This window comes from Mycobacterium sp. 1165196.3 (assembly GCF_001673415.1).
GTDB lineage: Bacteria > Actinomycetota > Actinomycetes > Mycobacteriales > Mycobacteriaceae > Mycobacterium > Mycobacterium europaeum_A.
In genome coordinates, this window is sequence record NZ_LZLU01000071.1 from 18,286 (window position 1) to 41,204 (window position 22,919).

Sequence of the window (22,919 nt, forward strand, 5' to 3'; positions counted from 1 at the left end):
GCCGGTCTGGTGTGGCTGTCGTGCGCGGCGCTGCCGTTCCATCGGATGCTCGCCTTTCTGCGGGGTGGCGTCGTACGGTGGACATGCGCTGGGAAGATCGACACCCAGGCCCACGCAGAAGGGACAGGCATGTCGCGCCATCGTGTCGTCATCATCGGAAGCGGCTTCGGCGGACTGTCCGCGGCCAAGGCGCTCAAGCGCGCCGACGTCGACATCACCGTGATCTCGAAGACCACCACGCATCTTTTTCAGCCGCTGCTGTATCAGGTGGCCACCGGCATCCTGTCCGAGGGCGACATCGCGCCGACCACCAGGCTGATCCTGCGCCGCCAGCGCAACGTCCGGGTGCTGTGGGGCGAAGTCTCGGCCATCGACCTCACCGCCAGGACGGTCACATCCCACCTGATGGGCATGGAGACGGTGACGCCCTACGACAGCCTGATCGTGGCCGCCGGCGCACAGCAGTCCTACTTCGGCCACGACGAATACGCCGCCTTCGCGCCCGGGATGAAGAGCATCGACGACGCCCTGGAGTTGCGCGGCCGCATCCTGGGCGCCTTCGAAGCGGCCGAGGTCGCCACGGATCCGGCCGAGCGCAAACGCCGCCTGACCTTCGTGGTGGTCGGGGCCGGGCCCACCGGGGTGGAACTGGCTGGCGAGATCGTGCAGCTGGCCGAGCGCACCCTGGCCGGGGCCTTCCGGACCATCACCCCCAGCGAATGCCGCGTCATCCTGCTGGACGCGGCGCCCGCGGTGCTGCCGCCGATGGGGCCGAAACTCGGCCTCAAGGCGCAACGCCGGCTGGAGAAGATGGACGTCGAGGTGCAGCTGAACGCGATGGTGACCGCGGTCGACTACATGGGCATCACGGTCAAGGAGCAGGACGGCGGCGAGCGCCGCATCGAATGCGCGTGCAAGGTGTGGGCGGCGGGGGTGCAGGCCAGCTCCCTGGGCGCGATGCTCGCCGAGCAGTCCAGCGGAACCGAAACCGACCGCGCCGGAAGGGTGATCGTCGAACCCGACCTCACCGTCAAGGGCCACCCGTACGTCTTTGTCGTCGGCGACCTGATGTCGGTGCCGGGCGTCCCCGGCATGGCGCAGGGCGCCATCCAGGGCGCCAAATACGCGGCGACCGTCATCAAGCGCGCGGTCAAGGACGACGACGACCCCGCCGAACGCAAGCCGTTCAAGTACGTCAACAAGGGCAGCATGGCGCTGATCTCGCGCTACAGCGCCGTCGCGCAGGTCGGCAAGGTGGAGTTCGCCGGGTTCATCGCCTGGCTGGCATGGCTGGTGCTGCACCTGTACTACCTGATCGGCCACCGCAACCGCATCGCCGCCATGTTCGCCTGGGGCATCTCGTTCCTCGGCCGTACCCGCGGCCAGATGGCCATCACCAGCCAGATGATTTACGCCCGCCCGGTGGTGGATTGGCTGGAGCGGCAAGCGCAGGACGGGACGCTGGCGGCCGCCGAGCACGTCGACTCCGCCGAAAAACAGGCCGGCTAACTCAGCGCCCGGTCGATGTCGGCGATCAGATCGTCGGTGCCCTCCAGCCCGACGGAGATGCGCACCACGCCGTCGCCGAGCCCGATCGCCGCGCGCCCCTCCGGGCCCATCGCCCGGTGCGTGGTCGTCGCGGGATGCGTCACAAGGGATTTGGCGTCACCGAGGTTGTTCGAGATGTCGATCAGCGCCAGCTTGTCCAGCACCTCGAACGCCCGCTGCTTGGCCACGCTGTCCGGGCAGTCCAGCGCGAAGGTGATCACCGTTCCGCCGCCGGACATCTGGCGCTTCGCCAAGTCGTATTGCGGGTGCGAGGACAGATACGGGTAGCGCACCCAACTCACGGCCGGATGGCTCTCCAGGAATTCGGCGATCCGCAACGCCGACGAATTGCTGTGTTCCACCCGGACCGCCAGCGTCTCAAGCCCTTTCACCAATACCCAGGCGTTGAACGCGCTCATCGCCGGGCCGGTGTGCCGCATCAGCTTCTGCACCGGGCCGTCGATGTACTCCTTGTCGCCCAGGATGGCCCCGCCGAGCACCCGGCCCTGGCCGTCGATGTGCTTGGTGCCGGAATACACCACCACGTCGACGCCGAGCGGAATGCCCTGCTGCAGAAGTGGTGTGGCAAAAACATTGTCCAGCACCACCTTTGCGCCCGCGGCGTGGGCAAGCTCGCACACCGCGGTGATATCCACCAGTGACTGCATCGGATTCGACGGCGTCTCGAAGAACACCGCCGTGGTGGGCACCGACAATGCCTGCTCCCACTGCGCCAGGTCGTCACCGTCGACGAAGACGGTTTCGACCCCCCACCGCGGCAGGATCTCGTTGCACACCACGAAACAGGAACCGAACAGGCTGCGCGATGCCACCAGCCGGTCCCCCGCCCCCAGCAACGCCCCCAGCGAGGTGAACACCGCCGCCATGCCGCTCGCGGTGGCGAAGGCCGCGGGCGCCCCTTCCAACAGGCGCAGCCGCTCCTCGAACATCGACACGGTCGGGTTGCCGTAGCGCGAGTAGACGAAGTGATCCACCTCGCCGGTGAACGACTGCTCCGCCACCGCCGCGGACTCGTAGACATAGCCCGACGTCAGATACATCGCCTCGGCGGTCTCGTCGAAACCCGAACGCAACAGCCCGCCGCGCACGCCGATGGTCGCCTGGCTGACTCCGTCGGGCAGCGCCGCGGGCGTGCGAATGGAGCCGTCGTCGGCCGGTTTCATCGCCGTTTCAGCCCTGTTCAGCCCTGTTTCCAAGGCAATCCGATGGCCCGCCAACCGGTTTCGCCCCGGTGACCGTTGGCGTCGAGTTGACCCTCGAAGCCGTCCAGGATGTTGTAGGCCGGTGTGATGCCCAGCTCGGTGGCCACCTCGGCGGCGCCGATGGAGCGATTTCCCGAGCGACACAGGAACAGCACCGGGCGTTCCGCGTCGGCCTGCGCCGACGCAACCTGCTCGCGCAGTTGCTCGGCGAAATTCTCGTTGCGCCGTCCGTCGGACGAATTCCACTCCAGGAACAACACCTCGCGGCCGAGGCTGGACAGATCGGGCACACCGACGAATCGCCATTCGGCGTCGGTGCGCACGTCGACCAGCACGGCGTTGGGGTTGTCGCTGAGCAGCTTCCATGCCTCCAGCGGCGTGATGTCGCCCGCGTAGGAGTGTGCGCGCTCTGTGCTCATGCTCGTATCCCTCGTTCTTCGTACGCGTTGTCAGCCACACTATCCGCGCCCGGGCGCTCAAGCCCCGGCCGGATTCCCCCGGACCCACAGCGATTACCTGACCTGAGATGGTATCGAGGCCTTACGCGGTACCCGCTTGGCGGCGGTGGATTCGCGCGAAGTACCGGCCCGCTCAGGCGGGTGACTGCGGCGCGGCCAGCCGGCCGGCGACCTGGCCGGCGCGCTCCCGCGCGGCCGTCACCTCGGGCGCGGTGGCCAGGGCCCGGTAACCGCGTCCGAGGACACGCAGATCGCTTTCGGGCACGCTCAGCGCGCCGCTGAGCGCGGCGGGGTCATGGGAGTCGGCCGGCTCGATCGCGCGGGTGGCGGCCGGCGACACCATCATGGTGTCCACCGGCAGGCCCAAGACCGTGCGGGCCTGCAGCTCGAACGCGGACAGGCGCTGGCTGCGCAGCGTCACCCAGGCGCTATCGGTCGGGTGTGCGGTGACGTCGACGAAGTACACCTCGTCGCCGTTGATCATCAGTTCGACCGCGAAGACGCCGCGGCCGCCCAGTGCCTTGACGATCCGCGCGGCGATCGACCTCGCGGCGTCGGTCGCCGCAGCGCTCAACTTCTGCGGCTGCCAGGATTCCAGCACCTGCCCGCCGGAGCCGCGATGACCGATGGGCGAACAGAATTCGATCGACGAGCCCGCCGGGCCTTCGCTGCGCACCGCCAGCAGCGTCACGTAGAACTCCACTTCGACCACGGTTTCGGCCAGCACCCGGGACTGGCCGGGGCCCGCATGACCGCCCACCGCCCGCTGCCAGGCGGGGCCGAGGTCCTCGCGGCGCGCCGCCACCGACTGGCCCGACCCGCTGGGCCCGGCCACCGGCTTGACCAACAGCGGATATCCCGCGTGCGCGCCCACCGCCTCGAGTTCGCCCAACGACCCGACGAACCAGAACGGCGCGGTGGGCAGCCCCAGCTCGTCGGCGGCCAACCGGCGCAGGCCCTCGCGGTCCGCGCTCAGGCGCACGGCGCGAGCGCTGGGCACCAGCACGGGGTGCTCGGCACCGGATCCGGTGGCGATCCGGTCGAGGGCCTCGGCGGCGACGGTGTCGGTCGCGGTCACCACGAAGTCGGGTTGCAGCCGTTGCAGCGCCGCGGACAGCTCGGCGGCGTCGCTGAGCGGCAGCACCAGCGCCTGATCGGACACGCCCTGGGCGGGCGCGTGCGGGCGCGCGTCGACGGCGATCACCCGCGCCCCAAGACGCCCCAGGTCGATCGCCAACTCCCGGCCGATCTCGCCGGCACCCAGCAGCACCACCGTGGGCCTGCCGTCGGCGGGCGCCGCGGGCGGGGCTTCGGCGCGCGCCGGCGCTTGCTGGGGCACCACGAGCGCCGTCGTCTCGTCGTCCCGTCCGTCGGTCAGGCCGTCAGTCACGGCTCAAGGATAGGTCGGTTCCTGTGGTGCGCCGGTCGAGCCGCCCGCTGACGATGCGGCCCCCGTAGCGGGGCGCTGAGGAAGCGGGCCACCTAGCCTAGGGCTGGCCTGGGAGTAACTGCACCATCAGGCCGTTGGCCTCGGCCAGCAGCGCGCCGTCGGTGTCGACCAATTCCGCCGACACGAACGCCTTGCGCCCCTCGGTGCCGGTGACCCGTCCGCGGACCACCAGCGGCACATCGATCGGGGTGATCTTGCGGTAGTCCACATGCAGGAACGCCGTGCGGCTGATCGGGCGGTTCGAGGCGTGCGAGACCATCCCGAACATGTGGTCAAACAGCAGCGGCAGCACGCCGCCGTGCACCGCGTAGTTGCCACCGACGTGAAACCGGGTGAAGCGGCCCTGCATCTCGCAGCCGTCGGGCTCGTATCGCGTCAGCGTCCACGGCGGCAACAACAGGCTGCCCATGCCGGGCAGGTCGGGGGTGCGCCCGGCGGGCGCCTGTCCCTCCACGGCGGCCTGGAACGGACCGAGCAGCTCGGTCAGCGCCGTGACACGGTCGGCCGCGTCGTCCCATACGTCGTCGTCGGGGTCGGCCGACACCGCGAGGTCCTGCAAGCGCCGCATGGCCGCCACGAACCGCCCGAAGCCCGGGCCCGGGCTGGCCACCCCGTATTCCGGGAAGCCGCCGTGGTGTTCGTATTCGGGGTCGAGGTCTTTGGGATCCTGGGCCGCATCCGTCACGGGCGGGCTGCCAGCACGTCGCGGCGCACGATGGTCTGTTCGCGCCCGGGGCCCACGCCGATGCACGAAATGTGCGCTCCGGCAAGCTCTTCCAGTCGCAGTACGTAGTCGCGCGCCTTGGCAGGCAGATCGTCGAATTCCCTGGCGTGCGAGATGTCCTCCCACCAACCGGGCAACTCCTCGTAAACGGGCTCGGCGCGCGCCAAATCGCTTTGCGTCATCGGCATCTCGTGGATGCGTGCCCCGTCGATCCGGTAGCCCACACACACCGGAACCGTCTCCAGGCTGGACAGCACGTCGAGCTTGGTCAGAAAGAAGTCGGTGATGCCGTTGACCCGGGTGGCGTAGCGGGCGATGACGGCGTCGAACCAGCCGCAGCGCCGGCGCCGTCCGGTGGTGACGCCGAATTCACCGCCCGTCTTCGACAGGTACTCGCCGTACTCGTCGAACAGCTCGGTGGGGAACGGGCCCGAACCCACCCGGGTGGTGTAGGCCTTGAGGATCCCCAGCACGGCGGTGATCCGGGTGGGCCCGATGCCCGACCCCACGGCGGCGCCGCCGGCCGTCGGATTCGACGACGTCACATAGGGATAGGTGCCGTGGTCGACGTCGAGCAGGGTGCCCTGCGAGCCTTCCAGCAGGACCGCTTCGCCGGCCTCCAGCGCGGTGTTGAGCAGCAGCCGGGTGTCGGCGATGCGCTGGCGGAAACCCTCGGCCTGCTCCAGCAGGGCTTCGACCACCTGGTGCGGGTCGAGCGCCTTGCGGTTGTAGATCTTGACCAGGATCTGGTTTTTCAGCTCCAGCGCGGCTTCGACCTTGTGCGTCAGCACCTCCCGGTCGAGCACGTCGGCGACCCGGATGCCGATGCGGGCGATCTTGTCCTGGTAGCAGGGCCCGATGCCGCGGCCGGTGGTGCCGATCTTCTTGTTGCCCATGTAGCGCTCGGTGACCTTGTCGATGGCGACGTGGTAGGGCAACAGCAGGTGCGCGTCGGCGGAGATGAGCAGTTTGGAGGTGTCGACGCCGCGGTCCTCGAGGCCCTTGAGCTCGTCCAGCAGGACGCCGGGGTCGACCACCACCCCGTTGCCGATGACGTTGGTGACGCCGGGGGTGAGCACCCCCGACGGGATCAGGTGCAGCGCGAAATTCTCGCCGGTGGGCAAGACGACGGTGTGTCCGGCGTTGTTGCCGCCCTGGTAGCGCACCACCCACTGCACTCGCCCACCGAGCAAATCGGTGGCCTTCCCTTTGCCCTCGTCGCCCCATTGGGCGCCGATGAGGACGATTGCCGGCATGACACGCTCCCACCTGATCTCGCCTGCGTATTGTGGTCCAGCCGGTGACCCACCCTAGCCTGGCGGCCGCGCGGGCCGCCGGTGGCCGACTGAGCCGGGCAAATCAGCTTAAGCCAGGAGACGCCGCGACCGGCGCACTTGCCGTCGCGGGCGGTTTGGTCGCGCATACGCCGGTCCTGGTCGACGGGTCCAACATCAGGCACAGGCCGTTGGCGCCCCGAGCGTTCTTGGTGCCCGACCAACCCGCGTGCACCGGTTTCCCGTTCCAGCTGATCAGCGTCCAGCCATCGCGGGGGCTGCCCTGGATCACGACGATGCCCGTGTTGGGCAGCGGATCGAAAAGCAGGAGCAACGGATCGGGGTTTCTGACGGTCATCATCGTCCCGACGCCGATGGCGAATTCGCTGGAGAACGCCACCTCGGTGATCCTGCCGTTCGCGGCGCGGACCGGGTTGGCGACCGCACTGGCATACATCGTCTGGAGCACGTCGTTGAAGCCGCCCGCGTTGGTCGCGGCATTGCCGTACACGGTTTGCAGCGCGCCGTTGAAACGCCTGCGGAACTCGTACCCGTTGGCGTCGGTGGATCCGGGGGCCAGCATCGGCACGATCCGCAGCCCGAGCATCCACGCGACCGGTGCCAGCAGGTAGGCCAGTCCGCCGAGGCTGACCTGCGGCTGGCCGTTGAAGGCGCCGGCGTCGATCTCGTTGAGCCCCGGCAACGCCTGCACATTCATCCCCAACGCGGCAGCCAACGGCGCCGCGGTCTGCTGCGTCCTGATCAACTGCGACGCGAAGATCGCGGCGACCGGGCCCTTCGCCGCGAGCACGCCGGCGACGGTCTGAGCCTGCTGCTGACCAAGCGCGGTGAGCGACGCTCCGGGCGGCGCGGTGTCGATCAGGGCCGCCGCATTGGCCGTCGACTGCCCATGCCGCACCAGGTCGATAACGATCGATTCGTCGGCCGAGGCCTTCGCAGATCCGTTGCACAGCAGGACGATTGAAAGCCACACGGCGCCGACGCGGCGGAGCTGCCCCGTCAGCAACGGAGGCGGGTGGGGCCGGCACCCGCCGCGACCAATGCGGTTCGCGCGGTTGACAAGACGACGGTAAATCGGCGAATGGTAGTTCTCCGTTCCCTCAACCACTCGTGGCGGGATTCCGCGCAACGTCGGCCCTGTGGCAGGAGTAAAGTATCCGGTTGTTTACCGGCAGCGTTGCAACAACTTTCGTAGTCGACACCATGTTGTGACTGTGTCGTTATGACGAGCACTTGCGGCGTCGCAGTGCGCATCTGGCCAGAGATGTTGGGAGCCAATGACATTGACTAGTGCGTGATTGGATGGACTGTGACGCAAGGAGATCGGGGCGCCGCGGTCCTGGTGTTCGGCGGACGGCCCCTCTACCGACCACTGCGGGACATGCACACCCACCGGGTCACCGGCGAAACCGACGTCGACGCCGCCATCGGCCCGTATCGGCGGCTGGTCGTGCTGGGCGGCGACGCCGAGCTGGCCGCTGTGCTGACCCGGCTGTTGCGTGCCGAGCGCCTCGACATCGAGGTGGCCTACGTGCCGCGCCGGCGCACCCGCGCGACCCGGATCTATCGCCTGCCGGCCGGGCGCCGGGCGGCGCGCCGCGCCGGGCGTGGTGTGCCGCGGCGGGTGCCGCTGATCCGCGACGAGACCGGGTCGGTGATCGTCGGGCGGGCCGGCTGGGTGCCGCCGGATGACGCACGGTCCATCCATGGCGAGGCGGTGGTCGACGACACCACGCTGTTCGACGGGGACGTCGCCGGGGTGTGGATCGAGCCGACGCTGGCCATGCCGGGGCTGCGCGCGGCGATCGTCGGCCGGCCGTGGCGCCACTGGGTCACCGGCCGCGCGGCCCAACTGGGCAGCACGGGCGTCGCCGTGCTGCGCGACGGTGTCTTCGCGCCCCGCACCGCGCGGCGATCGGCGTTCTACCGCCACATCGAAGGCTGGCTGCTGGTCCGCTAGTTTCGATCGGTGAGCTTCCCTGCCTCCCAACACGAATCGGTACGGCCCAGCCCGATCTTTCTAGGCCTGCTCGGGCTGACGGCCGGCGGCGGCGCGCTGGCCTGGTCGGCCGGGGCCAGCGCGCGGCCGCTGGCCTACGCCGGGGTCTTCGTCTTCGTCATCGCCGGCTGGCTGGTGTCGCTGTGCCTGCACGAATTCGGTCACGCGCTGACCGCCTGGCGGTTCGGCGATCACGATGACTCCGTGCGCGGGTACCTGACCCTGGACCCGCGCCGCTACGCCCATCCCGGGTTGTCGCTGGCGCTACCCATGGTCGTCATCCTGCTGGGCGGAATCGGCCTGCCCGGCGCGGCGGTCTACGTGCGGACCTGGTTCATGACGCCGGCCCGGCGCACCCTGGTCAGCCTTGCCGGCCCGGCGGCCAACCTCGCGCTCGCGGTGCTGCTGCTGGTGGTGACGCGGTTGTTCTTCGACCCAAGGCACGTCGTGCTGTGGTCCGGCGTGGCCTTCCTCGCGTTCCTTCAGCTCACGGCCGTGCTGCTCAACCTGCTGCCCATCCCGGGCCTGGACGGATACGACGCCCTGGAGCCGCACCTGAGCCGCGACACCCAGCGGGCGCTGGCGCCGGCCAAGCAGTGGGGCTTCGTCATCTTGCTGTTCCTGCTGCTGGCCCCCGTGCTCAACCAGTGGTTCTTCGGGCTGGTGCTGTCGCTGTTCGACCTGTCCGGTGTGCCGGACGTGCTGGTGGGCTGGGGCAACGCGCTGACCCGGTTCTGGAGCCGCTGGTTCTGACCCTTGCCATATATGCGCTATTGCGCATATATTTCGCGCCATGGGCGCAGGCCACAACCACACCCCGGCCGAGACGGACGACGCTCGGGTGATCCCGCGCATGGTCGCGGCCGCCGCGATCCTGGCGGCGTTCTTCGTGGTGGAGCTGGCCACCTCGTTGCTGATCAACTCGATCGCGCTGCTGGCCGACGCCGGCCACATGCTGACCGACGTCGTCGCGGTGTTCATGGGGCTGGCCGCGGTCACGCTGGCCCGCCGCGGCAGCTCGTCACCCGCCCGCACCTACGGCTGGCATCGCGCCGAGGTGTTCACCGCCGTCGCCAACGCGGCGCTGCTGATCGGCGTCGCGGTGTTCATCCTCTACGAGGCCATCCGGCGGCTCAGCGAAGCTCCGACCGTACCCGGCGTGCCGATGATCGTGGTCGCGCTGGCGGGGCTGGCCGCCAATCTCGTCGTCGCGCTGCTGTTGCGTTCGCACTCGTCGGGCAGCCTGGCGGTCAAGGGCGCCTACATGGAGGTGGTCGCCGACACCGTGGGCAGCCTGGGCGTGCTGATCGCCGGTGTGGTGACGGTGACGACGCACTGGCCCTACGCCGACGTGGTGGTGGCCGTGCTGGTCGCGCTGTGGGTGCTGCCCCGCGCCGTCGCGCTGGCCCGCGACGCGCTGCGGATCCTCTCCGAATCGTCGCCTACCCACATCGACGTCGAGGAACTGCGCGCCGCGCTCGAGGCCGTCGACGGCGTGATCGACGTGCACGACCTGCACGTGTGGACGCTCTCCCCCGGCAAGGACATGTGCACCGCACACCTGATCAGCGCCGGCGACTCGGCCCGGGTTCTGCACGACGCGCGCGCCGTGCTGTCGGCTCGCGGGCTCGAGCACGCCACCGTGCAGATCGACTGCCCCGACGACAGCGATTGTTCGGACAGCTTCTAAGGCGTCACAGCCCCAGCGCCGGGCGCGCCTCGGGGTCGCAATCGTCGAGCAGGTCCAGGCAGCGCGAGTATTCGTCGGTTTCGCCGATGGTGTCGGCGGCGCGCGCCAGGGCCGCCACACACCGCAGGAAGCCGCGGTTGGGTTCGTGCGAATAGGGCACTGGGCCGAAGCCCTTCCAGCCGTTTCTGCGCAGCTGGTCCAGGCCGCGGTGGTAGCCGGTGCGGGCGTAGGCGTAGGCGGTGATGGCCTGGTCGTCGGCCAGCGCCTGCTCGGCCAGTGCCGCCCAGGCCACCGACGCGGTCGGATGCGCGGCGGCGACGATGCCCGCCTTTTCACCGGCGAGCAGTTCCGCCTCGGCATCGGCATCTCCGGGCAGCAGGATCGGGTCGGGCCCTAGAAGATCTCCCATCGGCGTCATGGCTCTATTCTGCAGCTCGCTCGTTTTGCCCGCGTGACGCACCTCGGCCATCGCCGCGAGCCGGGTACTCGGTCGCTAAGCTCTGCAACTACCCCACGAAGCGGGAGGACAGTAGTACTCATGCCCAACCCATCCGAACCCGACCGCGGCGGCGCGCCGAAACGGCCCGGGTTCGACCCACGCGATTCGCGCACCGAACCGAGCGACGAATGGGGGGCCGAGTCCGGCTTCGACACCGGAGAAGACGCCACCGAGAGCGTCCCCATGGTCCCCACCGACTCCGAGACGGAGACCGTGGTGATCAACAGGCCCGACCCGCAGAGCGGCCCCGAAGAAATCGCGGATGGGCCGCAGCGCGAACGGCGCTTCACCGCGCCCGGCTTCGACGCCAAAGAGACCGCGATCATCAACACCACCGCCGAACCCGCCACCGAGGTGTTCGCGACGCCGCCGGGAGACGCCACCACGCAGTTCGGCGCACCGCCCAAAGCCGCTGTCCCGCAATCGATTCCGCCGCGGTTCGGGGGGAAGCTGCGCACCTCGCGGCAGTTCAACTGGGGCTGGATACTGGCGCTGGTGGTGATCGTGCTGGCGCTGGCGGCGATCGCGATCCTGGGCACGGTGCTGCTGACCCGCGGCAAGCACGCCGGCGTCTCGCAGGAAGACCAGGTTCGTCACACCATCCAGAATTTCGACGTCGCGATCCAGCGCGGTGACCTGACCACGCTGCGCACCATCACCTGCGGCACCACCCGCGACGGCTACGCCGACTACGACGAGCACGCGTGGGACGAGACCTACCGACGGGTGTCGGCGGCCAAGCAGTATCCGGTGATCGCCAGCATCGACCAGGTGGTGGTCAACGGCCAGCACGCCGAGGCGAACGTCACCACGTTCATGGCCTATGACCCGCAGCTGCGCTCGACCCGCAGCCTGGATCTGCAGTACCGCGACGACCAATGGAAGGTCTGCCAGTCCGCCAGCGGCTAGCTTTTTCCGCCGTCTCGTGCCGAACGCCCGGCCAGCCGGGCAACCGGTGCCGAGCGCCCGGGCAACCGGGGAGCGGCTAGGCGCCCACCGACTTTCCGGCGCAATGCAGGTCGGTGCAGGCCTGCACCACCCGCTCGGACATCGACGCCTCGGCCTTCTTGAGGTAGCTGCGGGGGTCGTAGACCTTTTTGACGCCGACCTCGCCGTCGACCTTGAGCACGCCGTCATAGTTGGCGAACATGTGACCGGCGATCGGGCGGGTGAACGCGTACTGGGTGTCGGTGTCGACGTTCATCTTCACCACGCCGTAGCGCAGCGCCTCCTCGATCTCCGACGTCAGCGACCCGGACCCGCCGTGGAAGACGAAGTCGAACGGCTTGGCCTCGGCGGGCAGTCCCAGCCTGGCCGCAGCCACCTTCTGGCCCTGCGCCAGGATGTCGGGGCGCAGCTTGACGTTGCCGGGCTTGTAGACCCCGTGGACGTTGCCGAAGGTGGCGGCGAGCAGGTACTTGCCGTGCTCGCCGTGGCCCAGCGCGTCGATGGTCTTCTCGAAGTCGTCGGGGGTGGTGTAGAGCTTGTCGTTGATCTCATTGGCGACGCCGTCCTCTTCGCCGCCCACCACGCCGATCTCGATCTCGAGGATGATCTTGGCGGCCGCCGCGTCCTTGAGCAGGTCGCGCGCGATCACCAGGTTCTCGTCGATCGGCACGGCCGAGCCGTCCCACATGTGCGACCCGAACAGCGGGTCTTTGCCCGCCGCGACCCGTTCGGCCGAGATGGCCAGCAGCGGGCGGACATAGGTGTCCAGCTTGTCCTTGGGGCAATGGTCGGTGTGCAGCGCAACGTTGACCGGATATCTGTCGGCGATGCAGCGGGTGAACTCGGCCAGCGCCACCGCACCGGCCACCATGTCCTTGACACCCAGCCCCGAGGCGAATTCCGCACCGCCGGTGGAGAATTGGATGATTCCGTCGCTGCCGGCGTCGGCGAAGCCTTTGAGGGCCGCGTTCACCGTCTCCGACGACGTGCAGTTGATCGCCGGGAAGGCATAGGCATCCTCCTTGGCGCGTCGCAGCATCTCGGCGTAGACCTCGGGCGTGGCGATGGGCATCAGACACCTCCTGACGGCTGGTCCTACCCAACCACGGATGCGTGGTCGACAGCTACCCGGCGAAGCGCGGCGCGGGTTAGTACGGGCCTTAAGGTCCGGTCCGTGCGGGCCGGGGTCGTTTCGCCGGTATGTTGAGGAATCATGAGCACCGCCGTGACGGCCCTGCCCGACATCTTCGACCCCATGTACTGGTTGGGCGCCAACGGCGTCTTCGGTTCGGCGGTGCTGCCCGGCATCCTGATCATCGTCTTCATCGAGACCGGGCTGCTGTTTCCGCTGTTGCCGGGCGAGTCGCTCCTGTTCACCGGCGGCCTGCTGGCGGCGCACCCCAATCCGCCGGCCAGCATCTGGGTGCTGGCCCCCGCCGTCGCCACCGTGGCGATCCTCGGCGACCAGACCGGGTATTTCATCGGCCGGCGCATCGGCCCGGCGCTGTTCAAGAAGGAAGACTCGCGGTTCTTCAAGAAGCACCATGTGACCGAGTCGCACGCGTTCTTCGAGAAGTACGGCCCCTGGGCGATCATCCTGGCCCGGTTCGCGCCGTTCATCCGGACGTTCACACCGGTGGTCGCCGGGGTGTCCTACATGCGCTACCCGGTGTTTTTGGGCTTCGACATCGTCGGCGGCATCCTCTGGGGCGGCGGCGTGACGCTGGCCGGCTACTTTCTGGGCAACGTGCCGTTCGTGCACCACAACCTGCAGAAGATCCTGCTGGCCATCCTGCTCGTCTCGCTGATGCCGGCGTTCGTCGCCGCCTGGCGCAGCTATCGGGGACGCCGCCACGCGCACAGCGCCGAGGACCGCGAACCCGAGCGGCTGCCGGCGGCCGAATAGCCGGCCACCGCCGGCGCGGGATCAGAGCGCGACTTTGAAGTCGCAGCCCGTCTTGGCGCGGACGTCCTCGACCGTGACGCCGGGCTGCAATTCGGTGAGCACCAGCCCCTGTCCCGGTTCGACGTCGAAGACGCACAGGTTGGTGATGATCATGTCGACCACGTTCTTGCCGGTGAGCGGCAGCGTGCACTGGCTGAGGATCTTCGGGCTGCCGTCTTTGGCGGTGTGATCCATCAGCACGATCACGCGCTTGACCCCGGACACCAAATCCATTGCGCCGCCTGGGCCTTTGACCATCTTGCCGGGCACCATCCAGTTGGCCAGGTCGCCGTTTTCGGCGACCTCGAGCGCGCCCAGGATGGACAGGTCGATGTGGCCGCCGCGGATCATCGCGAAGGAATCGGCGCTCGAGAAGAAGCTCGACCCGGGCAGGCTGGTGATGGTCTGCTTGCCCGCGTTGATCAGATCGGGGTCGACGGTGTCCTCGCTCGGGTAGGCCCCGATGCCGAGCAGGCCGTTCTCCGATTGCAGGGTGACCTTGATGCCGTCGGGAATGAAGTTGGCCACCAACGTCGGGATGCCGATGCCCAGGTTGACGTAGAAGCCGTCGCGCAGTTCCTGGGCGGCGCGCTGGGCCATTCGCTCGCGAAGGGGGCTGTCGCTTTTCAGCGCGGCGCCGCCGCTGGTGGTGCGGAACTCGATGCGCTTCTCGTAGCCGGTGCCCTCGATGATGCGGTCGACGTAGATGCCCGGGGTGTGGATCAGGTCGGGGTCCAGCTCGCCGACCTCGACCAGCTCCTCGACCTCGGCCACCGTGACCGCGCCGCAGGTGGCGATCATCGGGTTGAAGTTGCGCGCCGTCTTGCGGTACACGAGATTGCCGGCGGTGTCGCCCTTCCACGCCTTGACGATCGCGACGTCGGCCCGGATGCCTTCTTCCAGAACGTATTCGATGCCGTCGAAGACCCGGGTGTCCTTGCCCTCGGCGAGGTTGGTGCCGAAGGCCGTGCGGGTGTAAAAGCCGGGGATGCCCGCGCCGCCGGCGCGCAACTTCTCGGCCAGCGTGCCCTGCGGCGTCAGCACCAGGTCCAGCTCGCCGGCCAGCACCTGGCGTTCGAATTCCTTGTTCTCGCCGACGTAGGAGGCGATCACCTTCTTCACCTGGCGTCCCTTGAGCAGCAGTCCCATGCCGAAATCGTCTACGCCGGCGTTGTTTCCGACGATGGTGAGGTCCTTTATGCCGCTGTCGACCAGGGCCTGGATCAGCTTCTCCGGAATGCCGCACAGACCGAATCCGCCAGCGGCGATGGTGATGCCGTCCTTCAGCAGGCCGTGCAGAGCCGACTCTGCATCGTGGTGAACCTTATTGCTCACAGGGTGCTCCCGTTCTTCGACTCGGCGGAGACGTTACAGGCGGCCTCCATGAGCATCCACCCCGACAGCTGCACCGACAGGTCCCGCTCGGCGACCTCGGAGGCCATCACCGCGCCCTCGACGAATTCCGCTTCTTTGCCGCCCGCCGTGGGCAGCTGGGCGTCGCGGTCCCAGAACGGGCCGAACACCGGCAGCCCGTCCACCGTCTGCCTGTTGTCCCAGGCCGCCTTCGCGCTGGCCAGCACGATCCGCCGGGCGGTGTCGCGCGCCAGCGCGTCGTCGGCCGACTCCCCCGGCAGCGTGGTGGCCACCAGCGCCAGGTAGCGGGCGGTCACCCCGGCGAACAGACCGCCGTCCCCGCCGCCGGCCCCGGCCAGCACGCCCGCCGGCGCCATGTGTTCGTCCACCGCCGCGACCAGCCGGTGCACCCGGGCGGCGTGACGCTGCCTGACCTCGACCGCGGTGCGGGCGGCCAGCTCGGTCTCCAGCCCGAGCACCACGCCCTGGCAGTAGGTGTACTGCGCGCGCACCAGCGAACCGTCCTTGACGCCGTCGAACACCAGGTGGGTCTCCGGGTCGATCAACGTCTGGTCGATCCAATTCCCCATCTGCTCAGCGCGTTTCAGGTGGTCGCCGTAACGCGCGAGGAAAATCCCGGCCGGGCCGTTGGCCGGGGCGTTGAAGAACTGGTCGGACTTGCGCCAGGGGATCCCGCCGCCGTCCTCGGGCGCCCAGGCCTTGACGAACTGCGCGGCGAGCTTGGGCAGGGCGCGGCGGCGCTGCACGCCGGCGATCCGGGCGGCGCGTTCGAGCGCCAGCGCCAGCCAGGCCATGTCGTCGTAGTAGCTGTTGACCCAGGAGAAGTTGTTGCGCAGCCGGTGCGAGCGGACCTGCCGGTTGATCTCGGTGTGGCGGTGCGGCTGCGGATCCCGCTGCTGGGCGTCGACCAGGCAATCGAGCAGATGCGCCTGCCACCAGTAGTGCCAGGTGCCGAACCAGCGGTCGCGCCGCGTCGCCGGCCAGGCGACCACCCCCAGCTGCGTCGCGGGAAGTCCCCAGAGGCGTTTCAGGTGTCGTTGCGTGACAGCGGCTTCGCTGCTGGCCGCGCGGTTGACCCAGAGCTGATCCATACCTGTCGATCCTGCCGCACCCGGTTGACTGTGCGCGTACGGCGTCCGGGCTACCAGGCCTGGGACAGATCGGCGTGCTGCTTGACCCAGGCGTGCATGGCGATGCCGGCGGCGACGCCGGCGTTGATGCTGCGCGTGGAGCCGAACTGCGCGATCGACACCGTCAGCGTTGCGCCCGTGCGGGTGTCGTCGGTGATGCCGGGGCCCTCCTGACCGAACACCAGCAGGCACTCGCGTGGCAGCGTGGCCTCCTCCAGGCGCGCGGCGCCCGGCACGTTGTCGACGGCCACCACCGTCAGGCCGGCGTCGGCCGCGAAGGCGAGCAGCTCGGCGGTGCTGTCGTGATGGCACAACCGCTGATAGCGATCGGTGACCATGGCGCCCCGGCGATTCCATCGCCGCCGCCCCACGATGTGCACGGTGTGCACCGCGAAGGCGTTGGCGGTGCGCACCACCGAACCGATATTGGCGTCGTGGCCGAAGTTCTCGATCGCGACGTGCAGGGGATGCCGGCGCCGGTCGATGTCGGCGATGATCGCCTCGCGCGTCCAGTACCGGTAGGCGTCGACGACGTTGCGAGTGTCGCCCTCGCGCAACAGGATTGGGTCATAGCGCGGGTCTTCGGGGAGCTCGCCCCGCCACGGGCCGACGCCAGCGGGCGGGGTCGCGGACCATTCGGTGGGCCCAGGTCCGCTCATCGCTGCGTCCACACCCCGGCGTGCGTGCCGTCGATGGCCAGCGTCGCGTACAGCAGCGCGTCGTTGATCTCGCCCTGGGTGCACAGCGACGCGTTGACGTGCACTGCATCCAACGACGCGTCGGGCAGGATCAGCACCGACGACCCGTAGGTCGAGCAGGCCGGGTTCAGTCCCGGGGCGGGCAGGGTCGGCGAGGCCAGCAGCATCATCGGCCCGCCGCGCTTGACGGACTCGTCGCGGTAGCGGGCCGCGACGGCGGTGGCCTCCAACCCCAACAGCATGTAGCCGTTGCCGGTGAACGCTCCCGGATCACCCAGCTGCATCTTGGTCACCGGCTTGCCGTCGGCGCGCCATGCCGACAGGCTGGCGGTCTTGACCGCCAACCCGCCGCTGTCGTTGGGGTTGGTGGGCAGCAGCCCCACCGGGAAGGCGACCGGGTAGGCCGACGAGCTGTCCGGGATCCGGTCGCGCGGCGAGTAGCCGTAGACGCCGCGCACCTGGCTTCGATCCTTCAGCGGCCCAAGGCAAACCGTGCCGGTAAGCCGGTCGCGGGACGCCGAGAGCGGCGCGGGGACGTCGCGCACATTGGTGGTCTTCGCTTGGAAGGATTTGTCACAGCTGCCCAGGCCCGCGGTCTCGAGGGGGTGGGCCAGCGCGCCGTAGAGCCCGAAGCGGATGTCCTCGGCTTTGGCGTGCGGGTCCTTGGCCGAGGCCGGGCTGGCGTCGACGTCGACCAGCACGTAGTCGCCGTCCCAGCGCAGATTCGACACCGACATGTTCCAGCCCAGCAGCGCCAGCGATTCACCGAGCCGCGCGCCCTGGGCGCCGTAGGGACGCACCGGCTGGCTGGAGGACGAGCAGCCGGCCAGGCAGGCCACCACGCACGCGAGCATCGCGAGGGCGCTACGCATGATTCAGCGGCTCGGGCTACGAAGATCAGCCGGCAACTAGCTCAGCCCCAGATCGGCGAGCCCGAGCACGCTTCGATAGGGCAGCCCCTCGGCCTCGATGGCCTCGGCGGCGCCGGTGGCGCGGTCCACCACCGTGGCCACCCCCACCACGTCGCCACCCGCCTCCTGTACGGCGCGCACCGCGGTCAGCGCCGAGTTGCCGGTGGTGCTGGTGTCCTCGACGACCAGCACCCGCTTGCCGGATACCTCGGAGCCTTCGATAAGGCGTTGCAGCCCATGGGTTTTCGCCGACTTGCGCACCACGAAGGCGTCGATCGGCCGGCCCGGCGCGTGCATGACGGCGGTGGCCACCGGGTCGGCGCCCAGCGTCAGGCCGCCGACGACGGCGTAGTCCCAGTCGCTGGTCAGGTCGCGCATCAGCGTGCCGATCAATGCCGAGGCGCGGTGGTGCAGGGTGGCCCGGCGCAGGTCGACGTAGTAGTCGGCCTCCTTGCCGGAGGACAGCGTGACCCGCCCGTGCACCACCGACAGGCGCCGCACCAGCTCCGCCAGCTCTTCGAGGTCAGGTCCGGCCACGGCCACTCCCGATTCGTTTGGTGACGGCCCGCATCAGGGTCCGCGGCAGCAGGCGCTCGGCGGCGATGATCGCCTTGTACTGCAGGCCCGGAATGCTGATCACCTTGCCGCGGGCGATATCGGCCAGGCTCTGGCTGACCACATCGTCGACCTCGAGCCACATGAACGACGGCGACTTGGCCATGTCGATCCCAGCGCGGTCGTGAAATTCGGTGTGCACGTAGCCCGGGCACACGGCGTGCACGGACACCCCGGTGCCCTGCAGGCCCACCGACAGGCCCTCGCTGAACGAGATCACCCACGCCTTGGACGCCGAATACGTCGACCCGCGCCCGGGCACCAGCCCGGCGATGCTGGCGATGTTGACGACGGTGCCCGCGCCGGCCGCCAGCATGGCGGGCAGCGCGGCGCGGGTCAGGTGCATGACCGCGGTGACGTTGACGTCGAGCTGGGACTGCAGCAGCGCGGGGTCGGCGGACCAGAAGTCGCCGGAGGTGCCGAAGCCGGCATTGTTGACCAGGACGCGCACTCCCCCGGCCGCGAGCCGGTCACAGACGCGCTGACGGCCGGCCGTATCGGCCAGGTCGGCGGGCAGAATCTCGACGGAACCGGAGTGTTGCTGCAGTTCCTCGGACAGTCCGGTCAGGCGGTCGACATCGCGGGCGACCAGGACCAGGTCGTAGCCGTCGCTGGCATAGCGTCGCGCGAACCCGGCGCCGATTCCGGACGTAGGCCCGGTGATCAGGGCGACGGGGCGAGGCATGAGCGACATCCTAATGACGTCGGCAGCACCGGCCTTGCGACCACCCGGGGCCCGCCGTCAGCGCTGATAGTTGCTGGCCTGCTGGCCGTTGCGCCCGGACGGCGGTGGGCGGCGGATGGTCTCCGAACGCCCGTCGGCCGGCTGGGGCTGGTCGCGGCGCAGCGGCTCGGCGGCGCGGCGACCCGACGGCGAGTCGGGGCCGAGCAGCCCCGCCACGTCCTGCTGCGCGCGCCGGGGCGGCAGCTCCGCGCGGCCCGCGGGCGCCAGCGGCCGGCTGGGTGAGGCGTTGCGCAGTCCGGACGGCGGCCCGGCCTCCTGCGGGGCCTCCTCCGGCAGCGGCGGCAGTACCCGCAACAGGTCGTTGAACTGGCGCACGGTGCGCAGGCCCTCGTCCCACTCGGTGCGCGTGCTGGTGATCGGCAAGGCCACCAGCGTCCAGTTCTGCTCGTTCCACATGATCTCGGCGCTGTCCGGTGCGGTGTGCGCGAAGGTGACCATCCGGCGGTCGCAGGCCCGGCGGGCGGCGTCGAGGTTGGTGGAGTACACCATCCGCGGCCCGATCGCTCCCAACAGCCAAATGTCGCTCTCCCGTGGCTCTTTGAGCCCCTTGAGGCGCAGGTCCACCACCACGTTGGTGCCCACCTTGCGGTGCAGCGCGATGACGGTGGCGACCTCTTCGAGATCGAAGATGTAGACGGCCTCACCGCGAATCTGGCCCAGCACCACGTTCTGGGCGGCGACGTCGCCCACCGTCGACATCACGCCGCGCTTCCAGCGCTTGAGGATGTCGGTCGATTCAGGCTCGTAGTCGAATCCGTGCGATCGCGCCCACGACTTGCGGCGCCTGCTGCGCCCGCGCCGCCGATCGATGTCGACGTACAGCAACACCCCCGCACCGACAAAGCACAGCGCGGAGAGCGTGAACCAGAGGGGGACCATCCAAAACAGGGTATCTGCTATTGGCCCGGAACACAGAAGGCGACCAGGTCACAACCCAATCACAGCTGCGCCCGCCCGGGCGCATAAGCGCCGAACGTCGACTTGTTGCGGCGGTTGGTGCGAAATACCCGCAACAAGTCGACGCCTCTGCGCGCTTAGCCCAGAATCAGCGAGTCACCGTCGGGGCTGACGTTCACCGGAACGGTGTCGCCGTCGTGCACGTCGCCGGCCAGCAACATCTTGGCCAGCTGGTCACCGATGGCCTGCTGCACCAGCCGGCGCAACGGCCGCGCGCCGTAGACCGGGTCGAATCCGCGATGGGCCAGCCACTGCTTGGCCGGCAGCGACACCTCGAGCGTGAGGCGACGCTGCGCCAGCCGCTTCTGCAGCTGGGCCAGCTGGATGTCGACGATCGACACCAGCTCGCCGGGCTCGAGGCCATCGAAGATGATGACGTCGTCGAGCCGGTTGATGAACTCCGGCTTGAACGCCGAGCGCACCGCGGCCATCACCTGCTCCTCGCTGCCACCCGATCCCAGGTTGGACGTCAGGATCAGGATGGTGTTGCGGAAGTCGACGGTGCGGCCTTGCCCGTCGGTCAGCCGGCCCTCGTCGAGCACCTGCAGCAGCACGTCGAACACGTCCGGGTGGGCCTTTTCGATCTCGTCGAACAGGATCACCGTGTAGGGACGCCGCCGCACCGCCTCGGTCAGCTGACCGCCCTGGTCGTAGCCGATGTATCCCGGCGGGGCACCGACCAGCCGCGCGACGGAATGCTTCTCGCCGTACTCGCTCATGTCGATGCGCACCATGGCGCGTTCGTCGTCGAACAGGAACTCCGCCAGCGCCTTGGCCAGCTCGGTCTTACCGACACCGGTCGGCCCGAGGAACATGAACGAGCCGGTGGGCCGGTTGGGGTCGGCGACGCCGGCCCGGGAACGCCGTACGGCATCGGAGACGGCCGTCACGGCCCTCTTCTGCCCGATGACGCGCTTGCCCAGCTCCTCCTCCATGCGCAGCAGCTTGGCGGTCTCGCCCTCGAGCATGCGTCCGGCCGGGATTCCGGTCCACGCGGACACCACCTCGGCGATGTCGTCGGGGCCGACCTCCTCCTTGAGCATCACGTTCTCGCGGGCCTCGGCCTGCGGCAGCGCGGCGTCGAGTTTCTTCTCCACCTCCGGGATGCGCCCGTAGCGCAGCTCGGCGGCCTTGGCCAGGTCGCCGTCGCGCTCGGCGCGCTCGGACTCCCCGCGCAACGTGTCCAGCTGCTCCTTGAGCTCACGGACCACGTCGATGGCGTTCTTCTCGTTCTGCCAGCGGGTGGTGAGCTCGGACAGCTTCTCCTTCTGGTCGGCCAGCTCGGAGCGCAGCTTCTCCAGCCGCTCCTTGGACGCCTCGTCCTCCTCCTTGGCCAGCGCCATCTCCTCGATCTCGAGGCGGCGCACCAAGCGCTCGACCTCGTCGATCTCGACGGGCCGGGAGTCGATCTCCATCTTCAGCCGGCTGGCGGCCTCGTCGACCAGGTCGATGGCCTTGTCCGGCAGGAACCGCGCGGTGATGTAGCGGTCGGACAGCGTCGCCGCGGCGACCAGCGCCGAGTCGGTGATGCGCACGCCGTGGTGCACCTCGTAGCGGTCCTTCAGCCCGCGCAGGATGCCGACGGTGTCCTCCACCGAGGGCTCGCCGACCAGCACCTGCTGGAAGCGGCGCTCCAGCGCGGCGTCCTTCTCGATGTACTTGCGGTACTCGTCGAGCGTGGTGGCGCCGACCAGCCGCAGCTCGCCGCGGGCCAGCATCGGCTTGATCATGTTGCCGGCGTCCATCGCGCCCTCGCCGGTCGCGCCGGCGCCGACGATGGTGTGCAGCTCGTCGATGAAGGTGATGATCTGCCCGGCGGAGTTCTTGATGTCGTCGAGGACGGCCTTGAGCCGTTCCTCGAACTCGCCGCGGTACTTCGCGCCGGCCACCATCGAGCCCAGGTCCAGGCTGATGACGGTCTTGTCGCGCAGGCTCTCGGGCACGTCGCCGGCGACGATGCGCTGGGCCAGGCCCTCCACGATCGCGGTCTTGCCGACGCCGGGCTCGCCGATCAGCACCGGGTTGTTCTTGGTGCGCCGACTCAGCACCTGCACGACGCGGCGAATCTCGTTGTCCCGCCCGATAACCGGGTCGAGTTTGCCGTCGCGGGCGCGGGCCGTCAGGTCGGTGGAGTACTTCTCCAGCGCCTGGTAGGTCGCCTCGGGCTCCGGGCTGGTGACCCGGGCGCTGCCGCGCACCTTGACGAAGCCCTCGCGCAGGGCCTGCGGCGAGGCGCCGTGTCCGGTCAGCAGCTTGGCGACGTCGGAATCCCCGGTGGCCAGGCCCACCAGCAGGTGCTCGGTGGACACGTATTCGTCGTCCATCTCGGTCGCGAGCTGCTGGGCGGTGGTGATCGCGGCCAGCGATTCACGGGACAACTGCGGCTGCGAGTTGGCCCCGCTGGCCTGGGGCAGCCGGTCCAGCAGGCGCTGGGCCTCGGTGCGGATGGTGGCGGGCTCGACGCCGACAGCCTCCAGCAGCGGACCGGCGATGCCGTCGGCCTGCGTCAACAGCGCCATCAGCAGATGGGCGGGCCGGATCTCCGGGTTACCCGCCGCCGAGGCGGCCTGGAGTGCCGAAGTCAGTGCCGCTTGGGTCTTGGTTGTCGGGTTGAAAGAGTCCACGACACCTCCGTTCGTCGGTAGGGAAAATGCTTCTCGGCTTGTTCAACGCCGTCAAGGTTGAGTCTGTTCCGCTCAAGTCTAACGAG

The 22,919-nt window shown here is 69.2% G+C and carries 22 protein-coding genes; 6 read left to right on the plus strand and 16 right to left on the minus strand.

Annotated elements, in window-relative coordinates; genetic code table 11:
• The first annotated feature begins 129 nt into the window (after positions 1–129).
• Positions 130–1,509, plus strand: coding sequence for an NAD(P)/FAD-dependent oxidoreductase (locus A5659_RS06850; RefSeq protein WP_067179985.1), 1,380 nt, complete (start codon positions 130–132; stop codon positions 1,507–1,509).
• Here the strand turns inward: A5659_RS06850 and A5659_RS06855 are convergent.
• The 6 genes from A5659_RS06855 to A5659_RS06880 all read right to left on the minus strand — a co-directional run bounded on the left by A5659_RS06855 (position 1,506) and on the right by A5659_RS06880 (position 7,671).
• A complete protein-coding gene (locus A5659_RS06855) occupies positions 1,506–2,732 on the minus strand; it encodes an O-succinylhomoserine sulfhydrylase (protein WP_067179988.1) in 1,227 nt (408 codons plus the stop codon). The genes A5659_RS06850 and A5659_RS06855 overlap by 4 nt on opposite strands.
• Before the next feature lie 17 nt (positions 2,733–2,749).
• On the minus strand, positions 2,750–3,190 hold the full coding sequence (locus A5659_RS06860) for a rhodanese-like domain-containing protein (protein ID WP_066879951.1): 441 nt from the start codon (positions 3,188–3,190) through the stop codon (positions 2,750–2,752).
• 172 nt (positions 3,191–3,362) lie between these two features.
• A complete protein-coding gene (gene purT, locus A5659_RS06865) occupies positions 3,363–4,619 on the minus strand; it encodes a formate-dependent phosphoribosylglycinamide formyltransferase (RefSeq protein WP_067179991.1) in 1,257 nt (418 codons plus the stop codon).
• A 97-nt stretch (positions 4,620–4,716) separates the two neighbouring features.
• On the minus strand, positions 4,717–5,364 hold the full coding sequence (locus tag A5659_RS06870; protein WP_066872365.1) for a PaaI family thioesterase: 648 nt from the start codon (positions 5,362–5,364) through the stop codon (positions 4,717–4,719).
• The gene (locus A5659_RS06875) at positions 5,361–6,659 is read right to left on the minus strand and encodes an adenylosuccinate synthase (protein WP_067179994.1); all 1,299 of its coding nucleotides are present in this window, start codon (positions 6,657–6,659) and stop codon (positions 5,361–5,363) included. The genes A5659_RS06870 and A5659_RS06875 overlap by 4 nt, the downstream gene beginning before the upstream one ends.
• Before the next feature lie 103 nt (positions 6,660–6,762).
• A complete protein-coding gene (locus A5659_RS06880) occupies positions 6,763–7,671 on the minus strand; it encodes a histidine phosphatase family protein (protein ID WP_369829362.1) in 909 nt (302 codons plus the stop codon).
• Between the two features lie 408 nt (positions 7,672–8,079).
• On the opposite strand from A5659_RS06880, the gene A5659_RS06885 reads away from it, so the two are divergent.
• From A5659_RS06885 to A5659_RS06895, 3 genes are read left to right on the plus strand one after another with little or no spacing between them, the layout of a single operon-like run.
• Complete coding sequence (locus tag A5659_RS06885) at positions 8,080–8,658, plus strand: peptidase M50 (RefSeq protein ID WP_231997760.1); 579 nt, start codon at positions 8,080–8,082, stop codon at positions 8,656–8,658.
• Between the two features lie 9 nt (positions 8,659–8,667).
• On the plus strand, positions 8,668–9,450 hold the full coding sequence (locus tag A5659_RS06890; protein ID WP_066872353.1) for a site-2 protease family protein: 783 nt from the start codon (positions 8,668–8,670) through the stop codon (positions 9,448–9,450).
• A gap of 40 nt (positions 9,451–9,490) precedes the next feature.
• On the plus strand, positions 9,491–10,387 hold the full coding sequence (locus A5659_RS06895) for a cation diffusion facilitator family transporter (protein ID WP_066879941.1): 897 nt from the start codon (positions 9,491–9,493) through the stop codon (positions 10,385–10,387).
• A gap of 4 nt (positions 10,388–10,391) precedes the next feature.
• Here the strand turns inward: A5659_RS06895 and A5659_RS06900 are convergent, their stop codons facing one another.
• Positions 10,392–10,805 carry a DUF3151 domain-containing protein gene (locus A5659_RS06900; protein ID WP_066872538.1) on the minus strand — a complete coding sequence of 138 codons (414 nt, stop codon included), beginning with the start codon at positions 10,803–10,805 and terminating at the stop codon, positions 10,392–10,394.
• A 120-nt stretch (positions 10,806–10,925) separates the two neighbouring features.
• Here A5659_RS06900 and A5659_RS06905 point away from each other — a divergent pair, with 120 nt between their 5' ends.
• Complete coding sequence (locus A5659_RS06905) at positions 10,926–11,795, plus strand: hypothetical protein (protein ID WP_066872347.1); 870 nt, start codon at positions 10,926–10,928, stop codon at positions 11,793–11,795.
• A gap of 76 nt (positions 11,796–11,871) precedes the next feature.
• Here A5659_RS06905 and fbaA read toward each other — a convergent pair whose 3' ends face one another.
• Positions 11,872–12,906 (minus strand): class II fructose-bisphosphate aldolase, encoded by a 1,035-nt coding sequence (gene fbaA / locus A5659_RS06910; RefSeq protein WP_067179999.1) that lies wholly within the window; start codon positions 12,904–12,906, stop codon positions 11,872–11,874.
• 141 nt (positions 12,907–13,047) lie between these two features.
• Here fbaA and A5659_RS06915 point away from each other — a divergent pair, with 141 nt between their 5' ends.
• Positions 13,048–13,740, plus strand: coding sequence for a DedA family protein (locus tag A5659_RS06915; RefSeq protein WP_066872341.1), 693 nt, complete (start codon positions 13,048–13,050; stop codon positions 13,738–13,740).
• A 21-nt stretch (positions 13,741–13,761) separates the two neighbouring features.
• Here the strand turns inward: A5659_RS06915 and A5659_RS28885 are convergent, their stop codons facing one another.
• The 8 genes from A5659_RS28885 to clpB all read right to left on the minus strand — a co-directional run bounded on the left by A5659_RS28885 (position 13,762) and on the right by clpB (position 22,833).
• Positions 13,762–15,114 carry a 3-oxoacid CoA-transferase gene (locus A5659_RS28885; protein WP_066872339.1) on the minus strand — a complete coding sequence of 451 codons (1,353 nt, stop codon included), beginning with the start codon at positions 15,112–15,114 and terminating at the stop codon, positions 13,762–13,764.
• Complete coding sequence (locus tag A5659_RS06925) at positions 15,111–16,244, minus strand: glycoside hydrolase family 76 protein (protein WP_066872336.1); 1,134 nt, start codon at positions 16,242–16,244, stop codon at positions 15,111–15,113. The genes A5659_RS28885 and A5659_RS06925 overlap by 4 nt, the downstream gene beginning before the upstream one ends.
• A gap of 50 nt (positions 16,245–16,294) precedes the next feature.
• Entirely contained in the window at positions 16,295–16,942 is a 648-nt protein-coding gene (locus A5659_RS06930; protein WP_066872333.1) for an RNA methyltransferase, read from the minus strand.
• On the minus strand, positions 16,939–17,853 hold the full coding sequence (locus tag A5659_RS06935; protein WP_067140393.1) for a hypothetical protein: 915 nt from the start codon (positions 17,851–17,853) through the stop codon (positions 16,939–16,941). The genes A5659_RS06930 and A5659_RS06935 overlap by 4 nt, the downstream gene beginning before the upstream one ends.
• 36 nt (positions 17,854–17,889) lie before the next feature.
• A complete protein-coding gene (gene pyrE, locus A5659_RS06940) occupies positions 17,890–18,429 on the minus strand; it encodes an orotate phosphoribosyltransferase (protein WP_066872534.1) in 540 nt (179 codons plus the stop codon).
• A complete protein-coding gene (locus A5659_RS06945; protein WP_067180020.1) occupies positions 18,416–19,192 on the minus strand; it encodes an SDR family oxidoreductase in 777 nt (258 codons plus the stop codon). Before A5659_RS06945 ends, pyrE begins: the two co-directional genes overlap by 14 nt.
• Positions 19,193–19,249: 57 nt before the next feature.
• Complete coding sequence (gene ttfA, locus A5659_RS06950) at positions 19,250–20,131, minus strand: trehalose monomycolate transport factor TtfA (RefSeq protein WP_066879922.1); 882 nt, start codon at positions 20,129–20,131, stop codon at positions 19,250–19,252.
• A 155-nt stretch (positions 20,132–20,286) separates the two neighbouring features.
• On the minus strand, positions 20,287–22,833 hold the full coding sequence (clpB, locus tag A5659_RS06955) for an ATP-dependent chaperone ClpB (protein ID WP_066872325.1): 2,547 nt from the start codon (positions 22,831–22,833) through the stop codon (positions 20,287–20,289).
• Between the last annotated feature and the right edge of the window lie 86 nt (positions 22,834–22,919).